Source organism: Streptomyces sp. TLI_053 (assembly GCF_900105395.1).
GTDB lineage: Bacteria > Actinomycetota > Actinomycetes > Streptomycetales > Streptomycetaceae > Kitasatospora.
This window is the reverse complement of the sequence record NZ_LT629775.1, coordinates 5,198,565-5,211,979: the sequence shown is the minus strand read 5'-3', so window position 1 is coordinate 5,211,979 and position 13,415 is coordinate 5,198,565. Positions and strand designations below refer to the sequence as shown.

Genomic DNA, 13,415 nt, shown 5'->3' with positions numbered 1-13,415 from the left:
CACATCCTCGCATCGGGATCCGTCGGTTCTTTGACGGACGTTAACCGCTCCGCGTGACGAGGACGCGGACGACCCAGACCGAGGAGCCACCGATGACCACCAACGCGACCGCCCGCGCCACCACCCACACCGCCCGTATGAAGAACCCCGCCATGGTCCTGCCGGACGCCATGAAGGGCATCCAGAGCATCTACAAGGCGATGTACCAGGGCGGGGTCCCGCACCGGATCCTGGAGCTGGTGCACCTGCGGGCCAGCCAGATCAACGGGTGCAGCGCCTGCGTGTTCGCCGGCGTCACCGGTGCCAAGAAGGCCGGTGAGACGGACGAGCGGCTGCACGCCGTCGCCGCCTGGCGGGAGGCGCCGTTCTTCGACGAGGAGGAGCGGGCCGCACTCGAACTCACCGAGGCGGCGACCCGGATCGCCGACCGTTCCGGCCAGGCGGTGCCGGACGCGGTCTGGGACGCGGCGGCGGACCACTTCGACGAGGAGCAGCTCTCGGCGATCATCCTGATGATCGGGCTGACGAACTTCTTCAACCGGATCAACGCGACGGTCCAGGAGCCCGCCGGCGCGACCTGGGGCTGATCCGGGTCAGGCGTGGGGGCCGCGGGCGGAGGTCGGGGGGCGGCGCGGGCCGCGGCCGGACGGGCCCGAGCCGCCGACCGGTCCGGTGCCGCCGACCGGACGCGGGCGCGGCGGGCGGGCGGCGCCGAGGGCGGCCTGGCGGCGCTGGATCTCCCGCCAGATCCGCGGCGGGCAGGGGCCCTGCGGGTGGTCGGAGAGGAAGCTGTCGTACGGCACCCGGCGCGGGGCCAGCCCGATCTCCACCCAGGAGGCCTTGCCGGTGCGGTCCCAGCCCTCGTTCTCCATCCGGATGTAGTCGTCCCGGTGGTCCTTGTCCTTGCTCGTGATCTGCAGCACCTCGGCGTAGCCGGACCGGGTGCCGACCACGACGCAGTAGTGCCGGGCGGCCTCCGCCCGGTCCCGGAACGGCACCATCGCCACCCACACCTCCCCCGCCGACGGCCGGGTGACGGTGGTGGTGCGCGTGGCGGAGCGCCCGGTGCCGGTGCGGGCCGGGCGGACCGGCGGCCGTTCCAGCAGGTCGCCGGCCCAGGCGCGGAGCGAGGTCCGCCAGCCCCAGGCGAAGGCGCCGACCGCGAGGCACTGCAGGGCGTAACCGTTCGCCGAGGCCGGGTCCTGGGTGCCGAGGAGCTTCGGCACCGCGTACGCGCCGACCAGGTGGGCGAGCAGCGAACAGGCGCCGGCCAGGACGGCGGCCCGGACGGGCAGCACCCAGGGCGCGACCCGGCGGCGGCGCCGGGACGCCTGCCGGTCGAGCAGCAGCGCGACCGCGTACGCGATGCCGGCCAGGACCGCGTACTGCCCCGGGGTGACGTGCTGCGGCGGGCTCTGGGCCGCCATCAGGGCCGGTATCAGGACCGGTACGGCCAGCGGGTAGCCCAGTGCCCCGCAGCACAGCAGCGCCAGGAAGGCGCCGAGGCAGCCCCCGCGACCGGGCCGGCGCCGCCGCGGCACCGCCGAACTCCCGTACTGGCCAGCCATGTTCGCCACCCCCACCGCGGTCGTGCGTCCGGCGCAATGTATCGGAGATCCGCGGGCCGCGGGGAGCGCGGGGATAATCCCGCCATGAGCCGCCCCCGAACGACCCCCGGCCCCGTGCCGAGCGCCCCCCGGAACGCTCCCGACACCCCCCGGAGCGCCCCCCGGGACAGCTCCGGGGCCTCCGGCGACGCGCCCCGCGGCGGCCGCGGCGGCCGGGTCCGCGACAACGCCCCGTGGACGGCGTTCGGCGGCGACCTGCACCTGGACCTCGGTGAACGCCGGGCCGCCGGGGCCGGGCTGCGGGCCGCCCTGGAGGACGCGCTGCGCGAGGCCGTCCAGGACGGGCGGCTCGCCCCGGGCACCCGGCTGCCGTCCTCCCGGGCGCTGGGCGAGGACCTCGGCATCGCCCGCAACACCGTCGTCGAGGTGTACGGGCAGCTGACCGCCGAGGGCTGGCTCGGTGCCCGCCCGGGTTCCGGCACCACGGTCGCCGAGCGCGCCGCGCCCCGGCCCGCCGGGCGCCCCGTCACCGTCCGCGCCGACCGCCGGCCCACCGGGCGGCACGACCTGCTCGCCGGACGGCCCGACCTCTCGCTGTTCCCGCGCAGCGCCTGGCTGGCCAGCGCCCGGCGGGCGCTGGCCGTCGCCCCGCACGACGCCTTCGACTACGGCTCGCCGCTCGGCCGGATCGAGCTGCGGCGGGCGCTCAGCGACTACCTGGCCCGGGTCCGGGGCGTGCGCACGGATCCGGACCGGCTGCTGGTGTGCGCCGGCTTCGGCCAGGGCCTCGGCCTGCTGGCCGCCGCGCTGCGCGGGCGCGGGGCGGGCCGGATCGCGGTCGAGGGCTACGGGCTGCCCCCGCAGCGCGAGGTCCTGCGGGCGGCCGGGCTCGGCCTCGTCCCGCTGCCGCTGGACCGCGACGGGGCGCGTACCGATCTGCTGGACGGCCCGGGCGGTGGCGCGGAGCCCCCGGAGGCGGTGCTGCTCACCCCGGCCCACCAGTTCCCGACCGGGGCGGCGCTGGCCGCCGACCGGCGGGCGGCGGCCGTCCGCTGGGCCCGGGAGCGGGACGGGTACGTGATCGAGGACGACTACGACGGCGAGTTCCGCTACGACCGGCAGCCGCTGGGCGCGATGCAGGCGCTCGATCCGGACCGCGTGGTATACGGCGGCACCGCCGCCAAGAGCCTGGCCCCCGGTCTGCGGCTGGCCTGGCTGGCCCTCCCGGACGAGCTGGTGGAGCCGGTCGCCCGGCTCAAGTCCCTGGCGGACACCATGAGTCCGGTGACCGACCAGCTCACCTTCGCCGAGCTGATCACCTCGGGCCGCTACGACCGGCACGTGCGGCGCTGCCGGCTGCACTACCGGCGCCGCCGGGACCTGCTGGTCGCGGCGCTCGCCGAGCGGGCGCCGCGGGTGCGGGTGACCGGGATCGCCGCCGGACTGCACGCCGTCCTGCAGCTGCCGCCGGGCTCCCGTCCGGAGGCGGAGCTGCTGGAGCGGGCCCGGGCGGCCGGCCTGGTCCTCAGCGGGCTCGACTGGTACCGGGCCGGGCCGGACGCCGAACGGGCCCCGGAGCCGCCCGCCGCGCCGGAAGCCCGGCCGGACACCGCTCCCGGGACCGCTCCGGACGCCGCCCCGGACTCCGGAGCCCCGGGGGTCGCTCCGGCCCTGGTCGTCGGCTACGCGACGCCGTCCGACCGCGCCTTCCCGGCCGCCCTGGACGCCCTCTGCGGGATCCTCCGCGAGAGCTGAACAGCCCCCGGCGGCGGGCTACTTGTTGCGGTTGCCCAGCTCGAAGAGGAGCAGGATGAAGCCGGCGAAGGCATGGGTGGCGACGGTGTAGATCACCAGGCGGACGCCGATGCGGCGGTTGGCCTGCTTGCCCGCGTCGATGGTCTTGGCCGGCTTCTCGCGCACGGCCGCGACGGCCGGAGGGGCGGGGACTGCGGCGGCGGGCACAGCGGCGGCGGGGGCGGACACGGCCCCGGTCTCGGTGGTGGTGGGATCGGCCATGGGGATCTCCTCCGGATGTCCTGACGTCGGGTCAGTGGTGCGGGGCGGCGGGGCCGCCGCCGAGACAGAGTTCGCCGCCGGGGCTCTGCAGCAGGGTGTGCATGAAGAGCAGCTCGACCCCGGACGAGGAGTCGGCGGCGATGCAGTGCGGCGTGAGCGAGTCGAAGTGCGCCGAGTCGCCCTCGTCGAGCAGGTGGACCCGCTCGCCGAGGGTCAGCCTGAGCCGGCCGCGGAGCACGTACAGCCACTCCTCGCCCGGGTGGACCCGGACCACCGCGTCCTGCACGCTCGGGGGGACGTGCACGCGCAGCGCCTGCATCGCCCGGCCGGGCGCGCCGGCCCGCCGGTAGCCCCAGCCGCCGGCCCGGCCCGGTTCGATCGCACCGCCGCGCACCACCGGGTCGGGCTCGGTGAACGCCTCGCCGAGCAGACCGGAGACGGAGGTGCCGTAGGCGCGGGCGAGGCCGAGCAGGACGGGGAGCGAGGGCTGCCGGCGCCCGGTCTCCAGCCGGGACAAGTAGGCTGGGGAGAGACCGACCCGGGCGGCGGCGACCTCGAGGGTGAGGCGGCTGCCGAGCCGGTGCTCGCGCAGCCTCGCGGCGAGGCCGGCCACCTCCGGCGTCTCGTGCTCGTCCGCGGGGGCGACCGGGACGGTGGCGGCGGGAACGCCGGGTTCGGCGGGCGGACCGGCTGGGCTGGTGGTCATGTGCCCAGTGGACACCTCTTGTGCCGCTCGGGCAAAACTTTTTGCCCATGAGGCAAATCACCCCGTGAGCCCGAACCACCCGGCGCCAGCACCTCCGACGACCGGGGCCTCCGACGACCGGCACCCCCCGACGGCCGCCCCCCGACGACCGGCGGCGGACCCCGCCGCCGGGGCGGGCCCTACGGCCGGGGGATGTTCCGCAGATTGGACCGGGCCAGGTCGATCATGCGCCCCACCCCGCCCGACAGCACCGTACGGCCGGCGGCCAGCGCGAAGCCCTTCAGCTGGGCCGCGGTGATGTGCGGCGGCACGGACAGCGCGTTCGGGTCGGTGACCACGTCCACCAGGGCCGGGCCCGGCCGTTCCAGCGCCTCCGCCAGGACCTCCCGCACCCGCGCCGGCTCGGTGACCCGCTTGGCCGGGATGCCCATCGCCCGGGCGATCCCGGCGTAGTCGACGTCCCCGTTGTCGACCTCCGACTCCGGGTAGCCGGACACCAGCATCTCCAGCTTGATCATGCCGAGCGCGCCGTTGTTGAAGACCACGGTCTTCACCGGCAGCCGGTGCCTGGCCACCGTGAGCAGCTCGCCGAGCAGCATCGACAGCCCGCCGTCGCCCGACATCGCCACCACCTGCCGCCCCGGGAAGGCGAGTTGGGCGCCGATCGCGTGCGGCAGCGCGTTGGCCATCGACCCGTGCAGGAAGGAGCCGATGACCCGGCGGCGCCCGTTGGGCCGAAGGTACCGGGCGGCCCAGACGTTGTTCATCCCGGTGTCGACGGTGAAGACCGCGTCGTCGGCGGCCACCTCGTCCAGCACCGAGGCCACGTACTCCGGGTGGATCGGCAGGTGCTTCGCGATGTCCCGGGTGTAGGCGCCGACCACGTCCTCCAGCGCCCGGCAGTGGCGGCGCAGCATGTCGTCGAGGAAGGTCCGGTCGGTCTTGCGCTCCAGCAGCGGCAGCACCGCCCGCAGGGTGGCCGGGACGTCGCCGTGCACGGCGAGGTCCAGCGCCGTCCTGCGGCCGAGCCGGGTGGCGTCGTGGTCCACCTGGACGGTGCGGGCCTGGGGCAGGAAGGAGTCGTAGGGGAAGTCGGTGCCCAGCAGCAGGACGAGGTCGGCGGAGTGCAGGGCCTCGTGGCAGGCGCCGTAGCCGAGCAGGCCGCTCATCCCGACGTCGTACGGGTTGTCGTACTGGATCCACTCCTTGCCGCGCAGGGAGTGCCCGACCGGCGCGCACAGGGTGGCCGCGAGCTCCATCACCTCGGCGTGCGCGTCGCGGACGCCCGCGCCGCAGAACAGCGCCACCCTGGGCGCGGCGTTGAGCAGCCGGGCCAGCTCCTGCACCTGGGACCAGGGCGGGGCGGCGACGGCCCGTTCGGTGAGGAAGTGGCTGCTGCCGGTCGGGGCGGCGGCGGACAGCGCCGCCACGTCGCCGGGGAAGGCCAGCACCGAGACGTCCCGGGCGCCGAGGGCGTGCTGGATCGCGATCCGCAGCAGCCGGGGCATCTGGGCGGCGGTGGAGAGCATCTCGCACCAGCCGCTGCAGTCGGTGAACACCCGCTCCGGGTGGGTCTCCTGGAAGAAGCCGGTGCCGATCTGGCCGGAGGGGATGTGGGAGGCCAGGGCGAGCACGGGGACGCCGCTGCGCTGCGCGTCGTAGAGGCCCTGGACGAGGTGGGTGTTGCCGGGTCCGCAGGAGCCGGCGCAGACCGCGAGCCGGCCGGTCAGCTCGGCCTCGGCGGCGGCGGCGAAGGCACCGGCCTCCTCGTTGCGGACGTGCACCCAGCCGATGCCCTCCGTCCGGCGGATGGCGTCCACCACGGGATTCAGGCTGTCGCCGACCACGCCGTAGACCCGCTCCACGCCGGCCTGCCGGAGCACCGCCACCATCTGCTCGGCCACACTCACCACGGGGATCTCCTGCTGCCGGGGACGCACGACACCAGCACCCTCCGCCGCCCCGCCGCCCCCCGCACCCGGGGGTGGCCCGTAGGGGTGAAGGGGGGCGGCGGCGGAGGGCGCCCGGAGAGCGCGGTCTACTCGGCGGCGAGGTGGTCCGGGCCGGAGGAGATGCGGCCGCCGGGCACGCCCGCCTGGGGCTGGCGGCGGGCCGGTTCGCGGCCGGGCGGCTGGGCGCAGCGCTCCTGGGAGGGCGGCGAGGTGGTCGGCAGCGAGACCGGTTCGCCGGCCTTCACCTGCACCGGCTCCCCGTCGTGCCGCAGGTGGATCACGTCGCCCCGGCGCAGCGTGTACGTGGTCTCGTCGTGGTCGATCCGCACCGCGAGCAGCTTCCCCCGGATCAGCAGCGAGAAGCCGATCCGGGTCAGCCCGGCCGGCAGCCTGGGCCGGAACCACAGCGCCTCGCCGTGGTCGCGCAGTCCGCCGAAGCCCGCGACCAGCGCGATGCAGGCACCGGCGAGCGAGGCCATGTGCAGGCCGTCCCGGGTGTTGCCGCCGAGGTCGTGGAGGTCCATCAGGGCAGCCTCGGCGGTGTAGTCGTAGGCGAGGTCGAGCTGGCCGACCTCGGCGGCGATCACGGCCTGGGTGCACGCGGAGAGCGAGGAGTCGCGGACGGTCAGCCGCTCGTAGTAGGCGAAGTTGCGGGCCTTCTGCTCGTCGGTGAACGCGTCGCCGCGGACCTGCATGGCGAGCACCAGGTCGGCCTGCTTGACCACCTGCTTCCGGTACAGGTCGAAGTACGGGTAGTGCAGCAGCAGCGGGTAGTTCTCCGCCGGGGTGTTCTCGAAGTCCCAGACCTGGTGGTCGGTGAAGCCGTCGGCCTGCGGGTGGACGCCGAGGTCGGCGTCGTACGGGACGAACATCGCCGCGGCGGCGTCCCGCCAGGCGGCCGTCTCCTCGGTGTCGACGCCGAGCGCGGCGGCCTCGCGCGGGTGCCGGGCGGCCGACTCGGCGGCGGCGAGCAGGTTCGTCTGCGCCATCAGGTTGGTGTAGACGTTGTTGTCGGCGACGGCGCTGTACTCGTCGGGGCCGGTCACGCCCTCGATCCGGAACCGGCCGGCGGCGTCGTGGTGGCCGAGCGAGCGCCACATCCGGGCCGTCTCGACCAGCAGTTCGAGCCCGTACTCGCGCTCGAACTCGACGTCCCCGCTGGTCCGGACGTAGCGGGCGACGGCGACCGCGATGTCCGCGCCGATGTGGAACGCGGCGGTGCCGGCCGGCCAGTAGCCGGAGCACTCCTCGCCGCGGATCGTCCGCCAGGGGAACACCGCCCCGGCCAGGCCGAGCTGGACCGCGCGCTCGCGGGCCATCGGCAGGGTGGTGTGCCGCCAGCGCAGGGCCTGGGTGACGGCGGACGGCAGGCAGTAGGTGAGCACCGGCAGGACGAAGGCCTCGGTGTCCCAGAAGCTGTGCCCGTCGTAGCCGGGGCCGGTCAGGCCCTTGGCCGGGATGGCGCGCTCCTCGCTCCGGGCCCCGGCCTGGAGGACGTGGAAGAGGGCGAACCTGACGGCCTGCTGGAGTTCGACGTCGCCCTCGATCTCGACGTCGCTGGTCTCCCAGAACTCCTCGAGGTAGGCGGCCTGTTCGGCGACCAGGTCGTCCCAGCCGGTGTACCGGGCGGCGGTCAGCGCGGCCTCCACCTGGTCCCGGACGGCGGGCAGCGAGCGGGTCCCGGACCAGCCGTAGGCCATGAACTTCACCAGTCGCAGCCGCTCGCCGGGGCGGAGCACGGTGGTGACGCTGATCCGGCAGTGGTCGTCCTCGGCCTCGGCGACGGTGTCCAGCCGGTCCGGCCCCTCGATCACGTGGTCCATGCCGGCGGCGACCCGGATGCCGCTGTAGCGGGTGCGGTGCACCAGCACCGCCTTCGTCCCGCCGGCGTGGCTGGCCTCGGCGAGCAGCGGGGCCTCGAGCACCGCGGCGGCCCTGGGGTCGCCGTCGGCGCCGCCTGGCAGTTGCTCGTTGGCCACGAGCTCGCTCTGCAGCACGATCCGCACCGGGGCGTCCACCGCCTCCACGGTGTACTCGACCGCGGCGACCGCCCGCTGGGTGAGCGAGACCAGCCGGGTGGAGTCGACCCGGACGGTCCGCCCGGCCGGGGAGGTCCACTCGGCGGAGCGCCGCAGCAGGCCGTCCCGGAAGTCCAGCCAGCGGCGGTGGGAGACCAGTTCGCCGTAGCGGAGGTCGAAGGGCTCGTCGTCGACCAGCAGCCGGACGATCTTGCCGTTGGTGACGTTGATGACGCTCTGGCTGGACTCCGGGTAGCCGTAGCCGCCCTCGCCGTAGGGCATCGGGCGCAGCTCGAAGACACCGTTGAGGTAGGTGCCGGGCAGGCCGTGCGGCTCGCCCTCGTCGAGGTTGGCGCGCAGGCCGATGTGGCCGTTGGAGAGCGCGAACACGGATTCGGCGCGGGCCATCGAGGTGAGGTCGAGGCCCGGTTCGACGACCTGCCACGGGTCGACGACGAAGGGTTGCTCCTGACCGGTCATGCCGGTGTCTCCTCGGGCTTGCCGGGGGCCTGCGGCCCGGGGTCGGGGATCAGTTCGGCGAGGTCCCGGACCACCACGGTGGCGCCGTCGCGGCGCAGTTCGGCGGCCTGGCCGACCCGGTCCACCCCGACCACCGCGCCGAAGCCGCCGGCCCGGCCGGAGGCGACCCCGGCCAGCGCGTCCTCGAACACGGCGGCGTGCGCGGGCTCGACGCCCAGGGTCCGGGCGGCGGCCAGGTAGGTGTCCGGCGCGGGCTTGCCCGGCAGTGCGTCCCGGGCGGCGACGAGACCGTCCACGATCACGTCGAAGTAGCCCTCGATGCCCGCGGCGCGCAGCACGTCCCGGCAGTTGGCGCTGGACGAGACCACGGCGGTGGGCAGGCCGAGCGCGCGCAGCCGGCGCACGTAGTCGACGGAGCCCGGGTACGGGGCGACGCCCTGCTCGCGGATCATCCGCAGCACGGTGTCGTTCTTGGCCCGGCTGACGCCCTGCACGGTGCGGGCGCCCGGCGGGTCGGCGTCGGTGCCCTCGGGCAGCTCGATGCCCCGGCTGCCGAGGAAGGCGCGGGTGCCGTCGAGTCTGGGCCGCCCGTCCACGTAGGCGTCGTAGTCGGCGACGGCGTCGAAGGGGGTGAACGGCCCGCCGGTGCGGGCGGCTTCGGCGCGCAGGAAGGCGTCGAAGGTGTCCTTCCAGGCCGCGGCGTGCACCGTGGCGGTCTGGGTGAGCACCCCGTCGAGGTCGAACAGGAAAGCGCGGATGTCGTCCGGTAGCCCCAGCATGGGTGCAGTCTTACCCGCCGGAGCGCGTTCGACCGCCCATTCCCGGCGGCGCGTCGCGGGAACGGGCGGCGCGGCGGGCCCGGCCGGGCCGCCCGGGGCCCGGGATGCGTCCGGGGCACCACGCTCCCCCCGGGCCCGGGGGGAGCGTGGGGACCGGGGGAAGTCCGGGGCGGAGGTGCGCGCGAGGACCGGGGCCGGGGCGGATCAGCCGCCGGAGCCGTAGGTGGTGTTGTCGCAGATGTTGTCGTCCGCCGAGCGGGCGTCGGCGACGATGCTGCTGGGCAGCGGCTGGGGCACGGCGGGGGCGGACGGGGCCGCCCCCGAGGCGCTGCCGGAGGCGCCCGGGGCGGTGGCGCCGTTGGCCGCCGCGAAGTCCTTGCCGACGATCACGGTGATACCGGCCGAGGTGCCGGGCTCGACCACCGCGCCGGGGAAGACCGCGGCGACCTTCTCCGCGTTCGCCTTCTGCCCGGAGCCGTACTGGACCATCGTGGTCGTGTACTTGAGGTTGTCCGCCCGGCCGACGGCGGTGGCGGTGAACTTGGCCGCCTTCAGCTGCTCGGCCGCCTTGCCGGCCATGCCGGTGGCGCTGGTGCCGGTGTAGACCGACACCTTGATGCTCTTGGTGTCGGCGAGCGGGGAGCCGGCCGCGGCGGCGTGCGCCACGGCCGCCGGGGTGGACGCGGTGGTCGCCGCCACGGCCGGCGGGGCGGTCGGGGAGGGGGCCTCCGCGGGCTGCTCGCCGGTGGCGTTCTGGCCGTCGATGGTCTGGTCGGCCTTGAGGGTGTCCCAGAGCTTCTTGGCGTCCGCCTGGACGATGTCGATGTTGGCGTCCACGGTGCGGTAGCGCCAGGGCAGGGTGACGAACTTGAGGTCGTGCAGGTCGATGTTGCGCAGCGAGAGGCCGAAGGACATCAGCTTGTCGGCGCTGTCGAGGCCGGGGTCGACGGTGAGCGAGCTGGTGGCGGCGTTGGCGAGCGGCAGCAGGGTGGTCGGGTTGAGCCCCTGCTTCTTGATCTTGGACGCCAGTGAGCTGATGAAGGCCTGCTGCCGCTTCATCCGGCCGATGTCGGAGCCGTCGCCGATGCCGTGCCGCAGCCGCACGTAGTCGAGCGCCGGCTGGCCCTCCACCTTCTGCGGGCCCTTCTTCAGGACCACGGCGCCCTTGGCGGGCAGCTTCTCGTTGAGGTCCTTCTCGTAGATGTCCTCGGGCAGGCAGACGTCCACGCCGTCGACCGCCTTGGTCATCGCCGAGAAGCCCTGGAAGTCCACCACCATGGTGTGGTCGACCCGGATCCCGGTGAGCTTCTCCACGGTGTTCTGGGTGCAGGCGGGGTTGCCCTCGTCGGTGCCGCCGGTGGAGAAGGCCGCGTTGAACAGGTCGCTGTTCGAACCCTTGGTCCACTTGCCGTTGGGCAGCTTGCAGGACGGTATGGCCACCATCGCGTTGCGCGGTATCGAAATTCCCACCGCGTGCTTGTGGTCGGCGTAGACGTGCAGCAGGATCGTGGTGTCCGAGCGGGCTCCGCCGTCCTCGCCGCCGCCGAGGTCGGAGTTGTTCTTGCCCCGGCTGTCGGAGCCGATCAGCAGCAGGTTGACGGGCTTGTTGCCGTCCGCGTCGGCCTGCGCCTCCGGCGGGCGGTCCTTGGCGATCGCGTCCGCGTCGAAGGACTTGATGTTGCCGTTCAGCTGGTAGTAGATGAGCCCGCCGGCGCCCGCCAGCAGCACCAGCACACCGGCGGCGGACCAGGCGACGATCTTCTTGACGTCCCGCTTCGGCTTGCGGGCGGCCGCCCTGGCCGCGGCCCGTCCGCCGCCACCGGCCGGGGGCGGCCCGGCCTTGGCCGGACCGGCCTTGGCGGCCTGGCCCTGTTTGCCCTGGGCGGCCCGTCGGGCCTCGGCGCGGCCACCGGCCCGGGGCCCGGGCACCGGGGCACCGGGCATACCGCCGGCGGCACCGTCGGCCGTGAGCGCACCGGGCGCGTCGTCACCGCGAGCCGGACCCTCGCCCCACTGACCTGACATGCCTGAACCTTTCACCGGCGGACGCTGCGCCCACTACGACCGGACGCACTGCACACAGAGAGACGGTCGAGACCGCTCCCGGGTTGCACGTACGACGGTCGCAATAACCGACGAACGCCCCCGGCCGCGCCGTCCACGGCCCTCCGTGCGGGTCCGATGTCCCCCAACGAACCCGGTTTGGATCATACAAACCGATCGTCAGAACGCATCGTTCGCATGCTCTGCGTCACCGGCCGCGCCCTCCGGCACCCTCGGCACCCTTCGGCGCCGGTGGAACGACGGAGGCCCGGGTCGGAGGTCTCCGGCCCGGGCCTTTCGCGTCGGTGGGGCGCCAGGGGCTCGAACCCTGAACCTACGGATTAAAAGTCCGCTGCTCTACCCATTGAGCTAGCACCCCGACACCGTGGACATCATGCCAGACCGGGCCGCCCGGTGCCGCCGAATACCGCCCCGCGTCCGGGGTCCCGGGATCGGCCGCGGGGAGCGTGACCCAGGTCACTTTCCGGGAGCCTTGGCCCCCGGGCGGACCGCGTGTCACTATTTCTGCACGCCCACCCTGCCCAAAACCCGTTCCGGGGGCGGGTGTTGAGTGCCAGAACCGCCGGTCCCCGCAGGTCGGACCAGGTCTTCGGTCGGCACGGCGGTGATTCCCCTCGGTTCGTCCGTCACCCGCGTGTGCCTCGGCGTACGCACCCGCCCCGATCCCGGCACGGGTGCCCGGCCCGCGGCTGACGGCTGTGCGACGTCGCGGCGTGCACGACCCGCGACGAACCCCCCCGCTCCACACAGACGCCACGATTGGACAGGTGGAAGAAGAATGTCGGAAAGCGCCTTCCTGGAGAACTTCTACGCGGCCGTCGAGGGAACCGCCCGCGTGGTGGACGTACCTTTCGAGCGCGAGACGGTGTGGCCGGTCCTGACCGCCTACCAGGACGTGCTGCCGGAGTCGGTGATCTCCTTCCGGGTGCAGAACAGCCCGCTCGGTGCCGATGACCTCGACTGCCGGTTCACCATGCTCCCCCGGGGGCTCGACCCCTACGCCGTCGCGCTGGCGAACGGCCTGACCGAGAAGACCGACCATCCCGTCGGCAAGCTGCTGGCCGAGGTCCACGGCGAGCTCCCGATCGACAGCTGCGGCGTCGACTTCGGCGTCCGGGCCGGGTTCACCAAGACCTGGTCCTTCCCCACCGTCGAGCGGCTGCTGACGGTCCGCGAGGTCGCCGCGCTGCCGTCGGCCCCGGCGGGCATCACCGCCAACCTCGACGTCTTCGACCGCTACGGCCTGTCGGACATCGTCAGCACCGTCGGCATCGACTACGGCAGCCGGACGGTCAACCTCTACTTCGGCGGCGGCGCCTCCGGCCGGGTGCCGCGGGAGACCTTCGCCCCCGCGGGCGTCCGCGCGATGCTCGCCGAACTGGGCCTGCCGGCCCCGAGCGAGGAGCTGCTGACGTTCAACGAGAAGGCGTTCGTCATGTACGCCACGCTGAGCTGGGACTCCCCCAAGATCTCGCGGATCACCTACTCCGTGATGACGCCCGAGCCGCTGGCGCTGCCGGTGACCGTCGCCCCGCAGATCACCCGGCTGGTCCAGGAGGCTCCGTACAGCACCGAGGGCCGCAACTTCGTCTACGGCGTGACGGTCACGCCCAAGGGCGAGTACCACAAGATCCAGTCGTACTACCAGTGGCGGCGGCCGGTCGAGAAGATGCTCGTCGCCGAGTCGTAGGCCGTCGCCGAGTCGCGACCCGCGGCATCCGCACCCCTGCGGCACCCGCACCACCCCGGGCCTGCCGGGGACCCGAACCGGGTCCCCGGCAGGCCCTTTTCGGTCCCGCCACCGGATTCCTTCCTTCCGAGAACTCTGGATG

At 74.3% G+C, this 13,415-nt stretch carries 10 protein-coding genes and 1 tRNA gene; 3 read left to right on the top strand and 8 right to left on the bottom strand.

The window, feature by feature from the left end:
- Window positions 1-92: 92 nt before the first annotated feature.
- Window positions 93-587 carry a carboxymuconolactone decarboxylase family protein gene (locus tag BLU95_RS21125; protein ID WP_231977710.1) on the top strand — a complete coding sequence of 165 codons (495 nt, stop codon included), beginning with the start codon at window positions 93-95 and terminating at the stop codon, window positions 585-587.
- 6 nt (window positions 588-593) lie between these two features.
- Here the strand turns inward: BLU95_RS21125 and BLU95_RS21120 are convergent, their stop codons facing one another.
- Window positions 594-1,568 (bottom strand): hypothetical protein, encoded by a 975-nt coding sequence (locus BLU95_RS21120; RefSeq protein WP_159424960.1) that lies wholly within the window; start codon window positions 1,566-1,568, stop codon window positions 594-596.
- Window positions 1,569-1,652: 84 nt separating this feature from the next.
- Here BLU95_RS21120 and pdxR point away from each other — a divergent pair, with 84 nt between their 5' ends.
- Window positions 1,653-3,323, top strand: coding sequence for a MocR-like pyridoxine biosynthesis transcription factor PdxR (pdxR, locus tag BLU95_RS21115; RefSeq protein WP_093861405.1), 1,671 nt, complete (start codon window positions 1,653-1,655; stop codon window positions 3,321-3,323).
- An 18-nt stretch (window positions 3,324-3,341) separates the two neighbouring features.
- On the opposite strand, the gene BLU95_RS44225 is transcribed toward pdxR, so the two are convergent.
- From BLU95_RS44225 to BLU95_RS21080, 7 genes are all read right to left on the bottom strand, one after another.
- Window positions 3,342-3,584 carry a DUF6126 family protein gene (locus BLU95_RS44225; protein WP_093861404.1) on the bottom strand — a complete coding sequence of 81 codons (243 nt, stop codon included), beginning with the start codon at window positions 3,582-3,584 and terminating at the stop codon, window positions 3,342-3,344.
- Between the two features lie 31 nt (window positions 3,585-3,615).
- Window positions 3,616-4,290, bottom strand: a complete 675-nt coding sequence (locus BLU95_RS21105; RefSeq protein ID WP_093861403.1) for a helix-turn-helix domain-containing protein — start codon at window positions 4,288-4,290, stop codon at window positions 3,616-3,618.
- Between the two features lie 179 nt (window positions 4,291-4,469).
- Entirely contained in the window at window positions 4,470-6,209 is a 1,740-nt protein-coding gene (locus BLU95_RS21100) for a pyruvate dehydrogenase (protein WP_093865019.1), read from the bottom strand.
- Between the two features lie 119 nt (window positions 6,210-6,328).
- On the bottom strand, window positions 6,329-8,740 hold the full coding sequence (locus BLU95_RS21095) for a glycoside hydrolase family 65 protein (RefSeq protein ID WP_093861402.1): 2,412 nt from the start codon (window positions 8,738-8,740) through the stop codon (window positions 6,329-6,331).
- Complete coding sequence (locus BLU95_RS21090; protein ID WP_173862091.1) at window positions 8,737-9,519, bottom strand: HAD family hydrolase; 783 nt, start codon at window positions 9,517-9,519, stop codon at window positions 8,737-8,739. The genes BLU95_RS21095 and BLU95_RS21090 overlap by 4 nt, the downstream gene beginning before the upstream one ends.
- A gap of 204 nt (window positions 9,520-9,723) precedes the next feature.
- Window positions 9,724-11,544, bottom strand: a complete 1,821-nt coding sequence (locus BLU95_RS21085) for an LCP family protein (RefSeq protein WP_231977709.1) — start codon at window positions 11,542-11,544, stop codon at window positions 9,724-9,726.
- A gap of 324 nt (window positions 11,545-11,868) precedes the next feature.
- Window positions 11,869-11,941 (bottom strand) — tRNA-Lys (locus tag BLU95_RS21080).
- Between the two features lie 420 nt (window positions 11,942-12,361).
- Between BLU95_RS21080 and BLU95_RS21075 the strand changes: the two genes are divergently transcribed.
- Window positions 12,362-13,273, top strand: a complete 912-nt coding sequence (locus BLU95_RS21075; protein WP_093861400.1) for an aromatic prenyltransferase — start codon at window positions 12,362-12,364, stop codon at window positions 13,271-13,273.
- Window positions 13,274-13,415 lie beyond the last annotated feature (142 nt).